Here is a 21124-nt window from a genome sequence, read left to right on the forward strand (position 1 = left end):
CTAGCCACTGTTTCTCAAGCCTGTGGCAATGCCGTTGATCGACAAATGCACACCCCGCGCCACGCGTTCGTCGGCCTCACCTTGCCGGTGCCTGCGCAACAACTCCACCTGCACATGGTTCAACGGGTCAACATAAGGAAAACGCGCCTCGATGGAACGTTTAAGTAATGGGTTGTCGGCCAGCAATTCCTGCTGCCCGGTCAACCACAGCAGCCCTTCCACAGCACGCGCATGCTCGGCAGCAATGCTGCCAAATATTTTCTCGCGCAGCGCAACGTCTTCCACCATGGCAGCATAACGCGATGCAATTGCCATGTCGGCTTTGGCCAGCACCATGTTCAAGGTGGACAGCATGGTGTTGAAAAACGGCCATTGCTTGGCCATGGTTTGCAAGTCCGCTTGTTCACTGTCGGAAAGCGATTTGCGCAGCATAGCCACTGCCGTGCCAAAACCATACCAGCCCGGCAACATCACACGGCTTTGTGCCCAACTGAACACCCAGGGAATGGCGCGTAAGTCTTCAATGGTCCAATCGGCTTTGCGTGAAGCAGGGCGGCTGCCGATGTTCAAACTCGCAATTTCCGAAATGACCGTGGATTGTTTGAAGTACGCCAGAAAACCGTCGGTGTTGTACACCAAATCGCGATAGGCGTTGAATGCATGGTCTGACAACTGCGCCATCAATTCAAGGTACTTGGCAGGCACTTCGCGCGTCAGTTCCGTGTGCTCAGACACCATCAGGTTTGCAGACACAAGTACCTCAAGGTTTCGCCTGCCCAGCGATTCAATTCCATACTTGGCAGCAATGACTTCACCTTGCTCAGTCAAGCGAATGCGCCCTTCCACCGCACCGGGCGGTTGACCCAAAATGGCGTGGTAACTGGAACCACCACCACGACCCACCGAGCCGCCACGGCCATGGAACAGGCGAATTTTTATGCCATACTTTGCAAACACATCGACCAAACCGATTTCAGCCTGGTACAGACTCCAGCCTGATGTCACAAACCCGCCGTCTTTGTTGCTGTCGGAATAGCCCAGCATCACTTCCTGCACATGCCCGCGTGACGCCACCAAGGCACGGTATTCAGGAATGCTGAACAAGCGGTTCATGATGTCGGGCGCTGCTTGCAAATCACCAATGGTTTCAAACAGCGGCACCACATTCACGGCAATGTCGCCCTTGGCCACATTCAGCAAATGGGCTTCTTTGAGCAACACGGCCAGTTCAAGCAAATCACTGACCGATGCTGTTTTGGAAATAATGCAGTTTTGAATGGCCGAGTGGCCCAGTATTTGATGCGCCAGTTTGGCCTTGCGGAAAATGGCCATTTCAGAATGGGTGCGTTCGCCGTATTGAAGTGAATCGCTGAACAACAAACGGGGTGTGCGCAGTTCAGCGCACAGCAATTCAATGCGTTCGGCTTCGCTGCAAGCCAGGTAATCAATTTGCCCCAGGCTTGATTGCCTGAACAAATCGCCCACCACTTCTTCAAACACATCGCTGTTTTGCCGTAGGTCCAGGGCCATCAGCGAGAAGCCAAATACTTTCACTTTGCGTGCCAACAGGGCCAAACGCCCCTCGGCAATGCGTTGCATGCCGTTGTCACTCAAGGCCTTGTACATCACATTCAAATCGGTCAGTAAATCGCCCGGCGAGCCATAGGCCGTGGCCACGTCATGGCCCTGTTGGCTTTGCTCAAACAAAGCCTGCAGGCGATTGCGAATGGCCACACAGGCGCGCCGCAAGGTTTCATCCTGGCGGTGTGCAGAGTCCTCGCCCGAGGTTTTGGCCAATGCCGTTAGTGGCGGATTGGGTTTCAAGAAGTAATCGGTCACGCTGAATTCGCGAATCAGGCAATTCACCTCGGCAAGGTAATGCTCCAGTACCTTGCGGCTTTGAATTTTCAGGGTGGTGTCCAGCACCTGCGCAGTTACAAATGGGTTGCCATCGCGATCCCCGCCAATCCACGAACCCACGGTGAGCACCTTGCCCAGCGGGTCTTCATTCACTGGCAAAAAATTGTCGGTGCTGGGCAAATCCAACAGGCTTTGCAAACGCCTGTACACCTGCGGCACTTGGGCAAAAAAAGTGGAATCAAAATAGGCCAGCGAATTGTTCACTTCATCAATCACGCTGAGCTTGTTTCGGCGAAGCAAGCGGGTTTGAAACAGGCGCTGCACTGCGGCTTTCAGTTCATCTCGCCAGGCATGGGTTTCTTCCAGCGTCAGGCGGATTTCATCCCGATGGCGAATCAGCGCAATAATGCTTTGCTGCGCATCCAGCACACTTTTGCGTTGCACCTCGGTGGGGTGTGCAGTCAACACGGGCACCGATTCGGTTTGCTTTAACCGCGCCAGCACCGCATCGCGATTCACGCCAACCCGGTCCAGCTCGGCCATGGTGTAATCCAGGCTGGCCTCGCGCGCGGGCACGCCTGCAAGTTCATGCTCGCGGTTGCGGCGAATCAAATGGCAGTCTTCGGCAATGTTGCTCAACATTGAGAAAATCGAAAAGGAGCGTATCAGTGAAATGGTCTCGTCCTGAGTCAACGCCTCAAGGCGAGCCTCCAGTTTGGTACGCGCCGCCTTGTCATCAAACCGGCGGTACTGCACCGACAACTGCCGCACTTCCTCAATGGCTGCAAACACAGGCAAACCCTGTTGCTCAGCAATGATTTCTCCAAGCAACGCGCCCAGCAGGCGAATGTCTTCCCGCAACTGGGAATCCTTGTCTTCGATCACAAGCCGTCCTCCGACCACAATGCACCAGCCCGCAAAGCCATGGCTGTGGCCGATGAAGGGCCATAAGTACCGCTGGTGTAAGGCACAGGTTCCATGCCATGGCTTTTCAAGTCGTTCAATATACGGTCTACAAATTGCCACTGGGTTTGCACTTCATCGCGGCGTAAAAACAAGCCCAGGCGGCCACGAAGAATGTCGGTGATCAAACGCTCATAAGCGTCACGCACCGGAATGCGCCAGGTATTGAAAAAATCCAGATCCAGCGAAACAGGTTTCAACCGTTCCCGCTCGCCCGGTGTTTTTGCAAGCAACTTCAATTCAAGTTTGTCCTCGGGTTGCAGGTGGATCACCAACTGGTTACCCACCCACTGCCCGCCCACCGGTTCGAACAAAGGCTTGGGCACATCGCGAAACTGAATCACGATTTCTGCAAAGCGGCGCGGCATGCGTTTGCCCGTGCGCACCAAAAAAGGCACGCCAGCCCAGCGCCAGGTTTGCACTTCGGTGCGAAACGACACATAGGTTTCCGTGGTGGAATTGGCTGCCACACCCTTTTCATTGCGGTACTTGGGCACGGGCTGCCCCTTCACATAACCTTCACCATACTGGCCCACCACAATTTCCGGAACGCCCGTAATTTGGGGCACCTTGAGTGAACGCAGCACCTTCAGTTTTTCATCGCGCAGCGAATTGGCCTCCAGGCTAACCGGGGGTTCCATGGCCACAATGGCCAGCAACTGCAAAATATGGCTTTGAACCATGTCGCGCAGCGCACCCGCATGCTCGTAAAAACCAGCGCGGTCTTCAACGCCCAAATCTTCAGCCACCGTAATTTGCACATAGGCCACATGTTCGCGGGTCAGCAGTGGCTCAAAAATACGGTTGCCCAAACGCAGGGCCAACATGTTCTGCACCGCTTGTTTGCCCAGGTAATGGTCAATGCGGTACACCTGCGATTCGTCCAGTTTTGCGGCCACCGCTTCTTCAATCAAGGCGGATTCTTTGGCGTTGAAACCCAATGGTTTTTCCAGCACAAGGCGCAACTTTTCCGGATCGCGCACTGTAGGAATACAATTGATCAAATCAATGAAACGGGAAGAAGGCAGGGCTGCGTAATGCACCACGGGTTCCGGGCTGCCCGCCACGGCATTCGCCATGGCCCCGCACGATTCAGGCGTGCCCAACACCACCTGCAAGGTGTGCAGGTAGGGCAACAAGGCGGGGATGGATTCGCGGGCAGCCTCATCGCCAGCAGATTTCAAAAATGCATCCACTTGGGCCAATGCCTCTGTGGGTGTCAGCGCTTCGCGTTGTGCAAATATGATTCTGGAGTCGTTTGAAAAATAGCCAGACTTGGCCAGATGTGCCAGTGCAGGAATGATTTTGCGCTTGGCCAGATCGCCCCCCGCACCGTGCAGCACAAAGGTGAACGCGCCAACGGGCAGGGGAGAATTGTCAGTCATTTTAATATCCGTTCGTGTCGATCAAGTCGATTACATTAATTGATAATTTTTTGTAATTATGTTACAAACAACACTAGTTCACAAGCAATCTTATCAAGGTCTGTGCAATGGCAACACCACTACATCCCGCACTGCTTGCGCTTCGCGAACGCATTGAACTGCGCTCCAAGGGCACGCGCGCTGCGTACTTAAACAGCCTGCCACAGGGCCCGCAAAACCGCACAGCTGTGGGCTGCGCCAACCTGGCCCACACCACAGCCATTTACCCAAGCACCACCAAGCGTGTTATTTCATTACACAAGTCACCGCACCTGGGTATTGTGACTGCATACAATGACATGTTGTCGGCTCACCAGCCATTTGCGGTTTACCCTGAATTGATTGCCCAACATGCACGCGCACTGGGCGCCACCACCCAGGTTGCAGGCGGCACACCGGCCATGTGCGACGGTGTCACGCAAGGCCGTGAAGGCATGGAATTGTCCCTGTTCTCACGCGACGTAATCGCCTTGTCCGCTTGCGTGGGTTTGTCGCACGATGTGTTCGACGGTGCCATTTTGCTGGGCGTGTGCGACAAAATTGCGCCTGGCTTGTTGATTGGCGCTTTGGGCTTTGGGCACCTGCCCTTTGTGTTCATTCCGGCAGGCCCCATGGAAACCGGTTTGTCCAATTCAGAGAAAGCCAAAACACGCCAACTGGCTGCACAGGGCAAAGCCACCCGCGAAACCTTGTTGCAGTCTGAAGAAAAGGCTTACCACAGCCCTGGTACCTGCACATTTTATGGCACGGCCAATTCCAATCAGTTAATGCTTGATTTTATGGGGCTGCAGTTTCCCGGGGGGGCGTTTGAATTGCCCAGCAGCCCACAACGCCAGGCCCTGATCGGTGAAAGCGTGCGTGCCCTTGAAAGCGCCACACGCAACCCAGCCTTGAAACTGGGTACGCTGGTGGATTCACGTTGCCTGATGAATGCGCTGGTCGGTTTGATGGCCTCTGGCGGCTCAACCAACCACACCATTCACTGGGTCAGCGTTGCCCGCGCAGCGGGTTACCTGATCGACTGGACCGACATGGAAACCATTTCCAGCGTCACCCCGCTGCTCACCCGCGTGTACCCCAACGGCACCGAGGATGTGAACGCGTTTCAAGCCGCAGGCGGCACCGCAGGCTTGTTGGCCACATTGATCGACGGCGGTTTTGTAGACGGCGACGCACCCACTGTGTGGGGCACCAGCATGGCCAACACCGTGGCCGAAGTGCTACCCACTGCGGAGGTGTTTTCAACGCGCAAACCGGGTGACTCGCGCAATACAGAAGTACTGCGCCCGCACACCGACGCCTTCCAGCCCGACGGCGGTATTCGCCTGATGAAAGGCAACCTGGGCCGTGGTGTTTGCAAAGTATCGGCGGTAAAAAAAGAACACCGGTTTGTTGAAGCGCCCTGCCGTGTATTCACTGACCAACATCAAGTGATCGACGCTTTCAACAAGGGTGAATTTACCGAACCTGTTGTGGTGGTGCTGGCCCACCAAGGCCCGCGCGCCAACGGCATGCCCGAGCTGCACAAACTCACGCCCATTCTGGGCATTGTGCAAGATCAAGGTCTGCCAGTGGCGTTGGTTACCGATGGCCGCATGAGCGGTGCCTCGGGCAAGGTGTTGTCCGCCATTCATGTGTGCCCCGAAGCCAAAGCCGATGGGCCCATTGCGCGGCTTCGCGATGGCGATGTGGTGCGTGTGGATGCCAACAAAGGTGAGTTGTACACCACAGCCGACCTCAGCACCCGCAAACCCATGGCCGAGCCGGCACAGGCCGTTAGCCTCGGGCGCGGCTACTTTCAGGTGTGGCGCAATACGGTGAGCAGTGCCGAAGAAGGTGCAAGCAACCTGTTTCCCCAATGAATCAAGGAAAACCCATGAACACCCCACACACCCCACACACCCGCCTGGAACGAACAAAAAACTGGCTGCGCCAAGGCGTGTTGCCTGTGGTGGTTATTGCTGATTTAAAGCAGGGCCTTGAAATTGCTGAAGGGCTTTGTGCCGGTGGCATTACCCAAATTGAAATCACACTGCGCACCCCGGTGGCACTGCAAGCCTTGGGCGAAATTGCCAAGCGCTTCCCGGAAATGAATTTGTCTGCAGGCACGGTATTAACGCCTGCGCAATTTGACCAAAGCGCTGACCTGGGCGCAACGCTGTTCATTTCACCGGGCCTTACCGAAACGCTGGCTGACCATGCACTGAAGAACGGCTACGCTTGGGTGCCCGGTGCGGCCACCGCTTCTGAAATAATGCGTGGGCTTGAGTTGGGGTTTGAGTTGCTCAAGTTTTTCCCGGCCATGGCGGCGGGCGGGCCCAAAGCACTGGCTGGAATTACCGCCCCATTGGCCGCAGCACGCATTGTGCCCACGGGCGGAGTCACGCTGGAAAATCTCCCACAGTGGCGTGAAATCAAGGCAGTGCAAGCAGTGGGCGGTACCTGGCTGACGACAGGGCTTGATGGCGTGAACAATGTGGCCAAGGTGGTTGAGCAGCGTGCAGCACTAGCGATGGCGGCATGGAACAACACCGTGCTGGTTTGAATAACCCAGCTGTTTTATTTGGCCCAATCGGCTTGGATTCCGGTAACGCGCCGCTCTAATTAATAGCCCAACCAGCTTGGGTTCCGATCTCTCGCCTGAAAACCTGTACTTCCCTTTTTGAGATTCACGCTGACTCACCTCGCTCGGCAAAAGGGCGGGCCGAGTCTCGGTGCCGGCCAATGGCCGACCGTGGCGGGTGAATTCAAACGGGCAGGTTTTCTTGAAGGCGAGGCGATCGAAACACCGCCGCCGATTGGGCTGTGAACCCAGCGGTGAGTTGCGCGGTGGTGGAGAGACGCTGACGCCGGTGACTTAGAGCTGAATTTGCAAGTGGTCGCACGATGACCGGTCAGAAAACTTGCCGGCTTGGCGCGCCGAGACAAACGATCGCGCCTTTGCGCGAAAGCCAAGACCCGACCGTTACTTTTGGAGGGCTTGGCTTAGTGCAGGCTCAAGCTGACAAGACGATATGCCAAGTTTTCGGGCAGCGGTGACCCTTCAAGTTCAGATCAAAAGTCACCAGTGACATGCGACACAAGTAACGTAACCCACGCTGAGTTGGCAAGAAACCACCGCGGAGACCCTTCAAGTTCAGCTTCAGCCTCCTCGGGTTACACCCAAGTGGCACAAACCCACCCCCATGCGACACTGCATGCAGTATTCACAAGAACAACACCATGTCACCCAATCACCTTTCCCCGCCCCCCTTGCGGATGTCGTTCATCATCTGGGGCTTGGCCGCCGCGTTTTACCTGTTTGGTTTTTTCCAGCGCGTTACCCCTGGCGTACTCACTGAAGAACTCAGTTCAACATTTGACCTAAGCCGCGCCGCCTTGGGCAATTTGTCGGCATTCTATTTCTACTTCTATGCAGCCATGCAAATACCAGTGGGCCTGCTGGTTGACCGCATCGGCCCACGCAAAATTCTCACTGTGGGCTGCATTCTGGGTGGCTTGGGTGCACTGATGTTCGGCTTTGCGCCTACATTGGGCTGGGCGGCGGTAGGCCGTGGTTTGGTGGGAGGTGCCGTGGCGGTTGCATGGGTTTCCATGCTGATGCTGGTGGCGCAGTGGTTTTCACCTTCGCGCTTTGCCAGCATGTCGGGCGTTAGCCTGGCTGTGGGCACCATGGGCGCAGTGTTGGCCGGTGTTCCGTTACGCGCCCTTTCCGATTTGTTCGGCTGGCGGGTGGTGATGGGTGCCAGTGGCCTGATCGCAGCGTTACTGGGTGTGCTCATCTGGATTTATGTGCGCGACATGCCTTCATACCGCGGCTACAAAAATCATGTCGCCAAGCGGCCCGAGAATGAAGTGACGCTGCCCCTGCTCACTGCATTGGGCCACACGCTGCGTTTTCCGGCGGTGTGGCTGATCTTCTGGATACCCAGTGGGGTGTGCGGAGCCATTCTCACATTCACGGGTTTGTGGGGTGTTCCTTACCTCACCACCTGGCATGGGCTCAGCGTAAAAGAAGCCTCGCTGATTATCACCGGCATGCTGATCGCCTTTGCTGCAGGCAGCCTGTTTTTTGGTGCGTTTTCCGACAAGTTAAAACAACGCAAACTGCCATATTTTCTCGGTGCTGTCCTGTCAATTGGCGGCTTCATCATTTTGGGTTTGAAACCCGATCTACCCATTGCGGTGGTCTCTGCACTGCTATGGGCGACCGCCTTTGGTGGTGGGTCCATGGTGCTTAGCTTTGGCTATGTGAAAGAATCTGTGCCACACCATTTGGGCGCCACTGCCGTGGGTATTGTGAACTTGGGGGTGATGGTTGGCCCGCTGGTGCAGCAACCGGTGCTGGGTGCCATTCTTGACCATTATGCGGCCGCAGAAAACATCACGGGGGCCTATTCAAAAGCCGGGATGACTGTGTGCATATTGGTGTTGGCAGCCTGGGTTGCTACCTCGATTGTCAGTTTGATGTTGAGCAAAGAAACTCACGCCAAGCCGCGGTTTGCATAGGGAGAATTCGATTTAAAGCCCCTGCCAAATTGACAGAGGCTTTGAAAGGGATGAATTAGTGCAGAGTCACTGGATGCTGCATCCAGGGCTTGTAGCTTTCAATAAAAGCTTCGATGTCGTCGATATCGGGTTCTTGGGCGGCAAGGTATTTCACCTCTTTGCGGAATTTTTCAGCCGCATCGCCCTGCAAAAACAGTTCTCGCTGATTGTTCTTGTCCACGATTTCAATGCCAAGGCTGGGTTGCCCCTCGCTCATGACCAAATCCACCACGCAGTAAAAGGGGCTATCAATCATCATTAACATCGCAAACCTCCAAATAATACTTTCAGGTTGAATATGGTGATCTATCTAGCAATTTCAAGGCCACGCCTTGGGCGTCTAACCCCTTACGCAACTTCCTCCACTAATTTGATATCGGCAAACCAATCCGTCCATTGAGGCTCGTTTAATAACTTTAACACTTGTTCCGGGTGGCTTTGGCTTTCCAGTTCCATTAACAATACATTGGGTTGGTTCAATCTTAAGGTGCGAGCAAGGTGAGTTGTCAGTACCAGTTTGGAGGAACAACACAAACAACCGGGGCTTAAACGCAGCACGTGGATACCACGCGCCTTGCGCTCGGCATCGAGTTGAAACAATTCAGCCTGCGCTTCGACGCAAGCCACTGAAAAAATTTCCGTACTGGCCATCAGGGTGATTTTGCCGGCACCCGTCTGCTCAAGGAGTAACTGTTCAATTCGAGTGGCGCGCTGTACAGGATTGCGGCCAGACACGAGGAAAAGATGCGTTTTCATTTGCGCCAAAAGGCTGGCGTGAACAGCACCAGAATAGTGAACATTTCCAGGCGGCCCAGCAACATGGCAAAAGAGCACACCCAGGTTTGGAAATTACCCAGCCCCGCATAATTGTTGGCAGGACCAAATTCACCCAAGGCAGGGCCCAGGTTGTTAATCATGGAAATACCCGTGGTCAGGGCCGACACCGGATCAACACCGGTGAATATCAACAGCATGGTAATAGTAATCACGCTCATGCCGTACATCAGCATAAAGGCCAACACACCGAAAATGACCTGCGAACTGACAGCCGACCCCCTAATTCGCACCGGGTTGATGGCGCGTGGGTGCAGAATGCGTGAAAGTTCGCCAATGGCATGCTTGAACAGGATTACTGCGCGCAGCATTTTGATACCGCCACCAGTGGAACCGGCCGCGGTCGCAAACATGCTGAGGAACATCATCAACAGCGGTGCAAACAGCGGCCACTGCCCATAGTCGGTGTTGGCATAACCCGTGGTTGTAGCAACCGACACAGTGTTGAAAAGCGCATACCGAAACGCTTCACTGAATGTGGTGTATTCCTGGTATGCCAGCAAATACATGGTGATCAGCGACACAGCACCAATCATCAGCATGAAAAACCATTTTGCTTCCGGACAATTGACATAGGGGCGAAACGATTTGCCACGCCAAGCCAAAAAATGACTCGAGAAATTCACTGCCGCAATCATCATGAACACCACTGCAACCATCTCAATTGCTGCGGAATCAAAGTAGGCGTAGCTCGCGTCGTGCGATGAAAATCCCGACAATGACACAGTAGTACCCGTGTGCAAAAACGCGTCCAGCCAGTCCATGCCAGCCAGCTTGTAACTGATGGCACAGGCCACAGACAACATGAAATACACCATGTACAAAGACTTGGCGGTTTCTGTAATTCGGGGAGTGAGTTTGTTGTCTTTCATGGGCCCGGGTGTTTCGGCCTTGAACACCTGCGAGCCACCCACACCCAGCAAGGGCAAAATGGCCACCGCCAAAACCAGAATACCCATGCCACCCATCCACGAGAGCAGGTGTCGCCAAATATTGATACTGGCGGGCATGTCGTCAAGACCACTCAGCACAGTCGCGCCGGTAGTAGTTAGCGCAGACACCATTTCAAAGTAGGCATCCGCGACACTGAGGTCTTCAAAAAACAGCACCATGGGAATAGTGGCAAAGGCAGGCAAGCCGGACCACACGGTTGACACCAACAGAAAACCATCGCGGGGTTGAAGCTCTCGCCGAAAACGACGGGTCAGCACGTGCGCGGTGACACCGATACCAAACGTCACCAAAAAACCTGTGGCAAATGCATATACGGTGGGTTCGCCTGTGAAAAAAGCGTAAGTGAGCGGCACCAAAAATGCCACCGAAAACAAGGCCACCGCAAAGCCCAATACGCCCAGCACCGGAAAAAGCGAGTTCCTCATGCTGCAAGTACCACTTTAGATAAACCCCACGCCGACCTGGAACAGCTTTTCCACTTGCGGCACCAGTTTGCGGTTTTCTACGAATGTAATGATGTGGTCTTCGGCTTCAATCACCGTGTCATGGTGCGCCATGATCACTTGGTCGCCACGCACAATGGCGCCAATCACAGCCCCCTTGGGCATGTCGATTTTTTCAATGGCCCGACCCACCACCTTCGAGGACTTGGAATCCCCATGTGCAATGGATTCAATTGCCTCGGCCACACCACGGCGCAAACGGTGAACGGCCACCACGTCGCCCCGGCGAATGTGCTTGAGCAATTCACTGAGTGTGGCGTTTGATGGGGCCAACGCAATGTCGATTTGCCCGCCCTGCACCAACTCGGCATACACCTTGCGCTGAATCAGGGCGATCACCCGGCGCGCACCCATGCGTTTGGCCAACAAGGACGACATGATGTTGTTTTCATCGTCGTTGGTCAGTGCAATGAACGTGTCCACGTCCTGCACATTTTCTTCGGCCAGCAAATCTTCGTCGGTTGCGTCGCCATACAACACCAAGGTTCGTGAACCCAGCTGGTTGGCCAGGTCTTCGCAGCGCTTGCGATCGGCGTCAATCACCTTGACCTGATAGTTTTCTTCAAGGCTGCGGGCCAGTCGCAAACCAATGTTGCCGCCACCGGCAATCATCACCTTGGTCACTGGTTTTGACATGCGCCGCAATTCCGACATCACGGTACGCACATGCTCTGTAGCCGACAGGCAAAACACCTCGTCGCCAGGCTGAATGGTGGTGTAGCCTTCTACCGCAACGGGTTGATTCTCGCGAAACAAGGCCACAATGCGCACATCGACTTTGGGCAAATGTTTGCGCAGATCTTCGATGGGGTGAGACACCAAAGGCCCGCCTGCGTAAGCGCGCACGGAAACCAGCGTCACTTTGCCATCGGCAAAATCAAGCACTTGCAAGGCATCGGGAAATTCGATCAGCCGTTCAATGTGTTCTGTCACACTTTGCTCGGGGCAAATCACATGGTCGACATTGAAACCTTCATCGCCTTGCAAATTCGCCTGTTCCATCATTTCTGGCGAACGCACACGCGCAATTCGGCGCGGCACATTGAACATAAGTGCAGCCATGCGGCAGGCGACCAAATTGGTTTCGTCACTGCGCGTGACCGCCACCAGCATATCAGCGTCTTCAGCACCGGCCTGCTTCAGCACGCGCGGCAAAGCGCCGTTACCAGCAATGGTTCGTAAGTCGTAGCGGTCTTGAAGATCGGCCAACACCCTGGGGTCCGGGTCGATCAGGGTGATGTCGTTGTGTTCGGACACCAGGCTTTCGGCAAGGCTCGCGCCCACACGCCCGGCGCCGACGATGATGATTTTCATGCGATATTTTTGCGCGCAGTGCGGCCTACTTCCACGCCCAGCTGCTTGAGTTTGCGATACAAATGCGTGCGTTCAATACCAGTGCGCTCGGCCAAACGCGTCATGCTGCCATTCTCCAGGCGCAAATGGTATTCAAAATAAATGCGTTCAAATGAATCGCGGGCATCGCGCAATTGTGCATCCAGATCGAGGGTGGACAATTCGGCCAAAGCCTGCCCCAAAGGACTGGAATCGGGCGTGGACGAGGCACCACCCACTGCCGACACCGCAGCACCACCTGCATTGTTTGACACACCGCCCACACCGTTGGCTTTGGGCTGCGATTGCATCAACGCACGGGCTGATTGCACCATTTTTCCGCGAGCCAAACCTTTTTCAACGGCACCCAACAGCTTTTGCAATGAAATGGGTTTTTCCAGAAAATCGAGTGCGCCGATCCGAGTGGCTTCAACCGCAGTATCGATTGTGGCGTGGCCACTCATCATGATCACGGGCATGGTCAACAAGCCCTTCACCGACCATTCTTTCAGCAGGGTCACACCATCGGTGTCGGGCATCCAGATATCGAGCAACACCAAATCGGGTTGCTCTTGGTCCCGAAGTGCGCGTGCCTGGCCTGCGTTTTCCGCAAGCAGCACAGCATGCCCTTCGTCACCGAGAATTTCGGACAAAAGTTCTCGAATTCCAATTTCGTCATCAACAACGAGAATGGTCGCCATGGTTAGAAAGTTCCTTCTTTATGCGGCCTGACTATGTTCGGCATTGTTCAAGGTGTCTTGCAACACGGGGAAGGTTAATTCCACCGCCGCACCAACAACCCGCCCTTGTGCATCTACCCTGTTTCTAATGGCAATTCGTGCCTTGTGTTCATCTGCAATTTTTCTGACGATTGCCAAACCCAAACCGGTGCCCTTGGTTTTCGTGGTGATATATGGCTCGAAAGCCTTGGCCAGCAAATCAGGGTTGAAACCTGGACCGTTGTCAGCCACCACCAATTTCACGCCCACTAACTGCTCTTGTTCACCTTCCGGCGCTTTCAAACCTTCAGTGCGAACTTCAACCTTGGGTTGATCACAATCGACACATGCGTCTAATGCATTTTGCAACAAATTATGAATGACTTGGCGCAGCTGCGACGAATCTCCTGCCACCAGCGGCAATTTTTCAGTTAATTTTGGAATGAAGCGCGTGTCCAGTTGATCTTCAATGCCAACGTGTACATCGTACAGCGCCAACACATCGACCACCAAATCATTCAAGTCAAGCGGCTTCAAATCGGCAGGCGGCAACCGGGCATAGTCGCGAAAATCATTGACCAAACGTTTCAGCGATTCCACCTGGTTCACAATGGTGCGCGTGGCCCGCTGCAAAATACCGGACTCCGGTTCTTGCAGTTTATCCGCCAGCTTCATTTGCAAGCGTTCCGCCGAGAGCTGAATAGGGGTTAGCGGATTCTTGATTTCATGCGCCAGGCGACGCGCCACCTCGCCCCATGCCGCAGTGCGTTGTGCTGAAATCAATGCGGTAATGTCGTCGCACACCAGCACATAACCTGCTTTTTCGCCAGGCAGGCGCGAGCCCCGAACCAGAATGGACTTTGAGCTTTGCGAATCAAAGGCACGTGGAATTTCAAGTTGCTTTTGCCAAATACCGCTTTCCTCGCCCTCGTTGCCCTGATTATCAGCCACGCTGGCGCGCACCGCCATGGCAAATCCTTCCAGGCCGGGCATGTCATCCAACGGGTGGCCCTGGTTTTCAGCCAGCGACCGGTCAAAAATTCGAAGTGCGCCGTCGTTGTACATTTTCAGGCGCAGCTTGTGATCAAGTACCAGTACGCCGGCGGACAAACTGGTCAACAGGCTTTGCAAGAAGTCGTTGTTGGCAGCCAGCTGGTTTTGATTGGCCTGCAAGCGGCGCTGCGCTTCCGACAATTGCCGCGTCATGGTGTTGAATGAATCCACCAACTCGCGCAATTCATCGTCGGCATTCACGGGCTGCATGGTTTTGAAGTTACCACTGGCCAGTGCCTTGGTGCCTTCGGCCAACCAAAGCAGGGGCGACGACAAGCGCGACGACAACCAAAACGCAGCCGCCACCGACACAAACACTGTGAGCAACAAGGCCAGAGTCAGCGTAATACCGTAAATTTTTCGCAAACCCGAACGCGACAACTGCAGTTCCTGATAATCGCGATACACACTTTGCACCGCATTGGCTCGTTGCGAAAGGGTGGTGGGCACCGGGTGCATAATTTGCACATAACGCTGGCCCAAATCGAAACTGGTCAATGGGGGCGCAATCGGCACCACCACGCGCATGTACAGCCGTTCTTCGGGATCGTCGGGGTCGGGTTCAATTTGCTGAAACGGGCGGGTCATCAACGCTTGGCGCAACATGACTTGTGTGGGCAGGCTAGGTAGCAGGCTGTCCAGTTGACCACCCGAACTGCCAAGAATTTGGCCCGTTTCAGACAGCAAAGTCAGCTCTTGCACATTGGCTGCATCGCGCAAGCGGGGCAGCTCCAGCAACTGTTCACTGGGTGTGGAACGCGACAGTTCAATGGAAATGGACTGCCCTTTCAAGGCCAGTTCGTTGATCAAGCTATCCAGTGCGGTTTGGCCCAGGTTCAAACCCGATTCCAGTGCGCCGTCTACCCGCACATCAAACCAACTGTCGATACTTTTCGCGAGAAACTGAACCGACACCAGGTACAACACAAAGCCGGGGATCAAGCCCATGAGCGTGAAAGACAGCGACATGCGCAGCATGAGCCGCGAGCCGAACACACCCGCGCGGTACCTGCGCACCATGCGCACAATCAGCAACAGCAAAATGGCAAACAGGCCGGCCGCAATAATGCCGTTCAGCGTAATGAGTAAAGGGTAATTGCTTTCGAAAAAATCAGTGTTCGACGAGGCTGACGCCAAAAGGAAGAGCAGCACGCCACCCAGGCTGCCCAGAATCAGCAGCGTGTAACGCAGCCACCGGGTGTTCTCCAGCCAGGGATTCATTTCCAGGCCTCGCGCTTGGGCGTGAACTCAAAGGCCAGCCATTCTGACGACAAATCCCATTCGCTATTGACCAAAGCACTGATCTGGAACGGTTTGGGCAACTCGGTGAGCAAAAGGCGAAAACGAACCTGTGCCGTGTAGGGCTGACCTATTTCAATTCGATCACGGGGAATGACTGCCCAATCACGCACCTTGGTCATGTGCTGCATGGCATCTTCAAGCGTGGGGGTGTTGTAGGTGTTACCAGGGGTAATGACGCGGTAAGTGCGTGTGAGTGCGTTGTAGGACAAATTCAGCGGGTAAGTGGTGCTGACCACTTCTTGGTCAACCCAATACCAGCGAGACCGCATCAGCTGAAAATCAACGGTGAATTGCAGGGGTAGCCCCCGATCAACCGCTTCGCGCAATTTGTGCCCCAGTTCAATTTCGAACTCCGCAGCCAGGTTCCATGCCGCAGGGGCTGGTGCCTTGTTGGGCTCCAGCTTGACTGCGGTAACCCGTGTAGCGGAGTCAAGCTGGGCCAACCCCATGGTCAGGACGCACATCAGCGCAAGGCCCAAAAGCCCATGCAGAACGCGAGTCCATAACGAGGAGTGGGCCTGGCTAAATTTCAAGGCACATCCTCAAGAGGTTAGGGATTTTTCAAACTTGGCGTAAAAGAACCCGTCGGGAGACGCATCAAAGCCTTGATCGGGATTGGCCGGTGCAACTGGCAACACCCAACCGGGCGCAGTTTGCGCCAAGGCATCGGAATGATTATCTAGAAATGCTTTTGCCAACAGGGGCCCCTCTTCAGGAAAGATGGAACAGGTCACCAGCAAAAGTGTACCGCCCGGCTTTAGGGTAGACCACAAGGCATTCAGTATTTTGTGTTGAATCTGCGACAACTTGGCAAGATCGTCCGGTCTTCGCAACCACGGAATATCGGGGTGCCTGCGCACCACGCCTGAACCCGTACAAGGTACATCGGCCAAAATACCGTCGAAAGGGACTCCGTCCCACCAGGTATCCAGCAATTCTGCCTGCGCCACTTTCAGGCGCAAATCCCATTGACCATTCAGGGTGGGTGCGATGCGGCGAATATTGTCTTCCACCTTGCCCAAGCGCTGCGGGCTGGAATCGATTGCCACCAGCTCGATGTCGGCCAGTTCAAGTAGGTGACCGGTTTTTCCGCCCGGGGCTGCGCAAGCATCGAGAATGCGCTGACCCTTTTGAGGGTTTAGCAGTTGCGAAGCCAGTTGCGCTGCACTGTCTTGCACTGAGACCTGCCCCAAATCAAAACCGGGAAGGGCAGACACGGGCACTGGTTTGGCCAACAACACAGCCTGCTCACCGAGAACGCTGGCTTCAGTGCCTGCGGCATTCAATTGCTCGGCATAAGCGGCAGCCGAGCTGCTGCGCGTATTCACACGCACCACCAAAGGCGGATGGCTTTGCGCCTGCGCCAACAGGGTTTCCCAGTGTTGCGGGTGGCTGGTTTTCAGCTTATCTACCCACCAAACTGGCAAGTTGTGCTGCGCCAGCGGATCTTCCATGGCCTTGTTTCGCCAAGTGTTTGAATCGCGCAAAAAATTGCGCAAACAGGCATTGGCCAGACCTTTGGCACGCGCAAACTGCTCGCTACCGGTGCAGGCGTAAACCATTTGATCGACCACCGTGTGCGCTGGGTACTTGGGATTTTTGTTATCCCACAGCAAACCAAAACCCAGGGCCATCAATTCATTCAAGGGCTCGGGACTCAACAAGGATTTGCCACTGATCAGTCGCGTAAGCACTTGCCCACGGCCCAAATTTCGCATGCCAAAATAAGCCAGGTCTTGAATGGCACCCACAGCTTGCGGGGTTTTAACGCCCTTGGTTTCTGCGGCCAGGGCCTGATCAAGCGAGCGCCCCTCCCGCAATACACGCGTCATGACTGCGGCCGCCTTTAACAGGGCAAATGCCAAGCTGGCCTCAGTCAGCTTGGGCGGCGTGCTGTGAACCGGCTTCAACGCGGGCCGCCAGTGCGAGCCATTTCCATCAAGCGGGCAATGCGTTCTTCAGTAGGTGGGTGGGTTGAAAACAAGCCAGCAATGCCTTGGCCTGAAAGTGGGTTCATGATCATCATTTGAGCGGTTTCCGGATGCGCTTCAGTGGTACGGAACGGAATGCCTTTGGCATAACGTTGAATTTTGTCCAGCGCGCTGGCCAAGGCAGCCGGGTCGCCGGAAATCTCGGCTCCCCCACGGTCTGCCTCGTATTCACGGGCGCGAGAAATTGACATTTGAATCAGCGACGCAGCCAGGGGCGCCAGAATGGCCAAGGCAATGCTGGCAATCGGATTCATGCGTTGGCCGCTGTCGTCGCGGCCACCAAAAAACAGGGCAAAGTTGGCCAGGGCTGAAATGGCACCCGCCATGGTCGCAGAAATCGTGGAAATCAGAATGTCGCGGTGCTTCACATGGGCCAGCTCATGGGCCATGACACCACGCAGTTCTCGTGCAGACAACACCTGCAAAATACCGGTTGTTGCGGCCACAGCAGCATTTTCAGGGTTGCGCCCGGTTGCAAATGCATTGGGTGCACTGTCGTTGATCAAATAAACACGGGGCATGGGCATGTCGGCGCGCTGGGCAAGTTCAGCCACCATGTTGTAAAACTCGGGGGCATTGCTTGCATCCACTTCTTTGGCTTTGTACATGCGCAAAACCATTTTGTCGGAAAACCAATATGCACCAAAGTTCATGACCAAGGCAAAACCCAATGCCAGCAACATGCCGCCACGGCCACCCACCATGCCACCCAGCACCACGAAAAGGGCGGTGATTGCCGCCATCAACATGAAGGTTTTCATCCAATTGAACATGATTTTATTCATCCCGGCTGATCAACAGCCTATTGATTCGACTACTTAAAAATAAGGCTTTTTCGCGCAATTTCAAGATTGGCCACTGCCACACCTGCCCTAATTGGAGCGGTGTTCGCCCAATTGGTTTCCAGCTTGTAATCCCAAGGCCTGTGCCACCTGCTGGGCAGGCTGGCGCTTGCTGCCTGCTTTTTGAAGCGTGCGAATGCGCAACACGCCCTGCCCACACTGAACTTCCAGGCCATTGGAATCAACGGACAAGACTTCACCCGGTTTACCCATCAAGCCAGCCAAGGCCACGGTTTCAGGGTCAAAACATTTCAAGGGTTCGCCGCGCCATGTGGTGTTGGCACCCGGAAAAGGATCGAAGGCACGCAGTGTACGCTGAAGTTCTACCGCGCTGCGGGCCCAGTTGATCACGCCCTCGGCTTTTGTGATCTTCTCGGCATAAGTAACCCCCACGGCCGGTTGCGGCACCAAGGGCAGTGTTTCTGCCTGAAGGGAGTCCAGTGCCTCGACCAACAGGTCGCCACCAAGTACAGCCAATTTATCGTGCAGGGTGCTGGTGGTGTCGTTTTGCTCGATGGGCAAGGCACGCCACAGGCGTACCGGCCCTGTGTCGAGCCCGGCCTCCATTTGCATGATGCAAACGCCGGTTTCTGTGTCGCCCGCGTCAATACAACGCTGTATGGGCGCGGCACCGCGCCAGCGCGGCAACAGGCTGCCATGAATATTCAGACAACCCAGCCTGGGTGCATCCAGCACGGTTTGCGGCAAAATCAACCCGTAGGCCGCCACAATCAACACATCCAAAGGCTGGCCATGCACTGCGGTTTTTAGCGCATGCAACGCTTGCTCCGCTTCCTCGCCTTTTTTCAAGCTAAGGGGTTGCAACACGGGCATGCCGTGTTCCTGTGCCAGTTGTTTAACGGGGGACGCTTGCAGTTTCATGCCGCGGCCAGCAGGTCGATCAGGCTGGGTTAGCACAAGGTGCACTTTATAGCCGGCAGCAATAAGCTTCGCCAGGGCAACCCGGGCGAACTCGGGTGTGCCAGCGAAACCCACATTCAGGGTTCGATTCATGGGGAGTTGGTTGATCAAGCGGTTTGAAGCTTGTCTTGCTTCTTCATCTTGGTTTTGATGCGGGTTTGTTTCAGCTGCGACAGGTATTCCACAAACACCTTGCCATTCAGGTGGTCAATTTCATGCTGAATACAAACCGCGAGCAGTTCGTCGCAATCGATTTCAAACCATTCGCCCTTCACGTTTTGGGCGCGCACCTTCACAGTGTCGGGGCGCTCAACCTTCTCGTAAATGCCCGGCACAGACAAACAACCTTCTTCGTACACCTTGCATTCCTTGCTGGCGCTGGTGATTTCCGGGTTGATGAACACGGTCAAGCCCGATTTGTCGTCGGTCACATCAATCACGATGATTCGTTTGTGCACGTTCACCTGCGTCGCGGCCAAGCCTACGCCTGGGGCGTCGTACATGGTTTCTGCCATGTCTTTGGTCAGCTTGACAAGCGCGTCATCAAACTGGGTGACAGGGGTGGCAACCGTTTTCAGGCGCGGATCCGGATAACGCAAAATTGGGAGTAAAGCCATGCTTTCAAAAAACCTTCACAGTCAACACTAAAAGGATATACCTTCTGTGGCAAAAATAGTTCGCAAATTCCATCACTTGTTGCATGGTCTGTTGCATGGGTGAGCTGCTCGTGGCCATGAACCTGGCCTACAACACCACCATCAAAGCACGCGCCCGCTACGAATTAGCCCAACAGGGCCCAAGCCACAGTTTACCCGTGCCGTGCGAGGCGGTTCGGCTTTGGCATGCATTGGCCTGCACTTGGTTGCTGCAAAGCAACAAACGTTTCTGGGTCGGTATTCACTGCCACGATTATCCGCAAAGCCTGCTCGCACTCAAAGACCCGCCGCTTGTGCTGTTCGGCGAAGGTCGGCGGGAACTGCTCAGCGCCCGTGGGGTTGCCATTGTGGGCAGCAGAAATGCCACCCGCACGGGATTGGGCCATGCGCATGGCTTTGGCAAGGCATTTGCAAAAGCGCACTGGGTGGTGGTGAGCGGCCTGGCCGAGGGTATTGACGGCGCCGCGCACACGGGCGCACTGGAAGCAACAGGCGCCACAATTGCGGTACTGGGGTGCGGACCCGACGAGGTGTACCCCCCGCACCACGCGGGTTTAAAACAGCAAATCGTTGCGCAAGGCGGCCTGGTGCTTTCAGAGTACCCACCGGGAACTGCACCGCAGGCAGGTTTCTTTCCCCGCCGAAACCGGATTATCGCTGGCCTTGCCGATGGCTTGCTGGTGGTCGAAGCGGCGATGCGTTCCGGTTCGCTGATCACGGCCCGGGTGGCCAGTGAGCTGGGCCGTACCGTGGGCGCCATTCCGGGCTCGATTCACAGCAGTCAAAGCAAAGGCTGCCATGACATGATCAAAAAAGGTGCCATGCTGATAGAAACCGCCCAGGAGTTACTGGATGAAGTACAAGCCAGCCTGCCAGTGTTCAAAATTACCGCCATGTTGCAAGAAGATGACAACGATTGCCACACTACAATGAACTGCAGCATGGACACTGACATGGAACTGGACGAGGAACTCAGCCGCGTGCTTCAGTGCCTTGGCCACGAACCGGCACATTCAGACTCGCTGGCCCAACAATTGGGTTTGGACACCGAAACAACTTTGGCGGCACTGACCGAACTGGAGCTGTTGGGTCTTGTATTGGGTGAGAGCGGCAACCGTTGGGTGCGCTCAAATGGTGTATTTTAAAAAAGGCTGTTGCAACACCTGAATTGAAGATTCTAGAGAAAGCCTTGATTTGTTGGAGGACTGACACTTACACTTCG

The 21124-nt window shown here is 55.0% G+C and carries 17 protein-coding genes; 4 read left to right on the forward strand and 13 right to left on the reverse strand.

From position 1 onward, the window contains the following. Positions 1 to 2745, reverse strand: coding sequence for a phosphoenolpyruvate carboxylase (gene ppc / locus P0D43_RS02900; RefSeq protein WP_394673195.1), 2745 nt, complete (start codon positions 2743 to 2745; stop codon positions 1 to 3). Then, positions 2742 to 4208 carry a glucose-6-phosphate dehydrogenase gene (gene zwf, locus P0D43_RS02905; protein ID WP_159569274.1) on the reverse strand — a complete coding sequence of 489 codons (1467 nt, stop codon included), beginning with the start codon at positions 4206 to 4208 and terminating at the stop codon, positions 2742 to 2744. Before zwf ends, ppc begins: the two co-directional genes overlap by 4 nt. A 107-nt stretch (positions 4209 to 4315) precedes the next feature. Here zwf and edd point away from each other — a divergent pair, with 107 nt between their 5' ends. The 3 genes from edd (at position 4316) to P0D43_RS02920 (ending at position 8756) form a co-directional block, all read left to right on the forward strand. Further along, a complete protein-coding gene (gene edd, locus P0D43_RS02910) occupies positions 4316 to 6109 on the forward strand; it encodes a phosphogluconate dehydratase (RefSeq protein ID WP_394673196.1) in 1794 nt (597 codons plus the stop codon). Positions 6110 to 6123: 14 nt separating this feature from the next. Beyond that, the gene (locus tag P0D43_RS02915; RefSeq protein ID WP_394673197.1) at positions 6124 to 6792 is read left to right on the forward strand and encodes a bifunctional 4-hydroxy-2-oxoglutarate aldolase/2-dehydro-3-deoxy-phosphogluconate aldolase; all 669 of its coding nucleotides are present in this window, start codon (positions 6124 to 6126) and stop codon (positions 6790 to 6792) included. Positions 6793 to 7469: 677 nt separating this feature from the next. Next, entirely contained in the window at positions 7470 to 8756 is a 1287-nt protein-coding gene (locus tag P0D43_RS02920) for an MFS transporter (protein WP_341237013.1), read from the forward strand. 55 nt (positions 8757 to 8811) lie between these two features. On the opposite strand, the gene P0D43_RS02925 is transcribed toward P0D43_RS02920, so the two are convergent. From P0D43_RS02925 to def, 11 genes are all read right to left on the reverse strand, one after another. Continuing rightward, positions 8812 to 9060, reverse strand: a complete 249-nt coding sequence (locus P0D43_RS02925) for a DUF3567 family protein (RefSeq protein ID WP_159569281.1) — start codon at positions 9058 to 9060, stop codon at positions 8812 to 8814. Between the two features lie 83 nt (positions 9061 to 9143). Then, positions 9144 to 9551: a GTP-binding protein gene (locus tag P0D43_RS02930; protein ID WP_341237014.1), complete on the reverse strand. Its 408-nt coding sequence runs from the start codon at positions 9549 to 9551 to the stop codon at positions 9144 to 9146. Next, positions 9548 to 11008, reverse strand: a complete 1461-nt coding sequence (locus tag P0D43_RS02935) for a TrkH family potassium uptake protein (protein ID WP_394673198.1) — start codon at positions 11006 to 11008, stop codon at positions 9548 to 9550. Before P0D43_RS02935 ends, P0D43_RS02930 begins: the two co-directional genes overlap by 4 nt. Positions 11009 to 11023: 15 nt before the next feature. Further along, a complete protein-coding gene (trkA, locus tag P0D43_RS02940; protein ID WP_159569287.1) occupies positions 11024 to 12400 on the reverse strand; it encodes a Trk system potassium transporter TrkA in 1377 nt (458 codons plus the stop codon). Beyond that, the gene (locus P0D43_RS02945) at positions 12397 to 13119 is read right to left on the reverse strand and encodes a response regulator (RefSeq protein WP_159569289.1); all 723 of its coding nucleotides are present in this window, start codon (positions 13117 to 13119) and stop codon (positions 12397 to 12399) included. The genes trkA and P0D43_RS02945 overlap by 4 nt, the downstream gene beginning before the upstream one ends. 18 nt (positions 13120 to 13137) lie before the next feature. Next, positions 13138 to 15411 carry an ATP-binding protein gene (locus tag P0D43_RS02950; protein ID WP_394673199.1) on the reverse strand — a complete coding sequence of 758 codons (2274 nt, stop codon included), beginning with the start codon at positions 15409 to 15411 and terminating at the stop codon, positions 13138 to 13140. Further along, the gene (locus P0D43_RS02955; protein ID WP_159569293.1) at positions 15408 to 16025 is read right to left on the reverse strand and encodes a DUF4390 domain-containing protein; all 618 of its coding nucleotides are present in this window, start codon (positions 16023 to 16025) and stop codon (positions 15408 to 15410) included. The genes P0D43_RS02950 and P0D43_RS02955 overlap by 4 nt, the downstream gene beginning before the upstream one ends. Positions 16026 to 16034: 9 nt before the next feature. Next, positions 16035 to 17402 carry a 16S rRNA (cytosine(967)-C(5))-methyltransferase RsmB gene (rsmB, locus tag P0D43_RS02960; RefSeq protein WP_341237016.1) on the reverse strand — a complete coding sequence of 456 codons (1368 nt, stop codon included), beginning with the start codon at positions 17400 to 17402 and terminating at the stop codon, positions 16035 to 16037. Beyond that, the gene (gene htpX, locus P0D43_RS02965) at positions 17399 to 18256 is read right to left on the reverse strand and encodes a zinc metalloprotease HtpX (RefSeq protein WP_159569297.1); all 858 of its coding nucleotides are present in this window, start codon (positions 18254 to 18256) and stop codon (positions 17399 to 17401) included. Before htpX ends, rsmB begins: the two co-directional genes overlap by 4 nt. A 99-nt stretch (positions 18257 to 18355) precedes the next feature. After that, positions 18356 to 19339 carry a methionyl-tRNA formyltransferase gene (gene fmt / locus P0D43_RS02970; protein ID WP_394673200.1) on the reverse strand — a complete coding sequence of 328 codons (984 nt, stop codon included), beginning with the start codon at positions 19337 to 19339 and terminating at the stop codon, positions 18356 to 18358. A gap of 14 nt (positions 19340 to 19353) precedes the next feature. Further along, positions 19354 to 19863: a peptide deformylase gene (def, locus tag P0D43_RS02975; protein WP_159569301.1), complete on the reverse strand. Its 510-nt coding sequence runs from the start codon at positions 19861 to 19863 to the stop codon at positions 19354 to 19356. 95 nt (positions 19864 to 19958) lie between these two features. Here def and dprA point away from each other — a divergent pair, with 95 nt between their 5' ends. Next, positions 19959 to 21047, forward strand: coding sequence for a DNA-processing protein DprA (dprA, locus tag P0D43_RS02980; protein WP_394673201.1), 1089 nt, complete (start codon positions 19959 to 19961; stop codon positions 21045 to 21047). The last annotated feature ends 77 nt before the right edge of the window (positions 21048 to 21124 follow it).

The organism is Limnobacter sp. (assembly GCF_043511195.1).
Classification (GTDB): Bacteria; Pseudomonadota; Gammaproteobacteria; order Burkholderiales; family Burkholderiaceae_B; genus Limnobacter.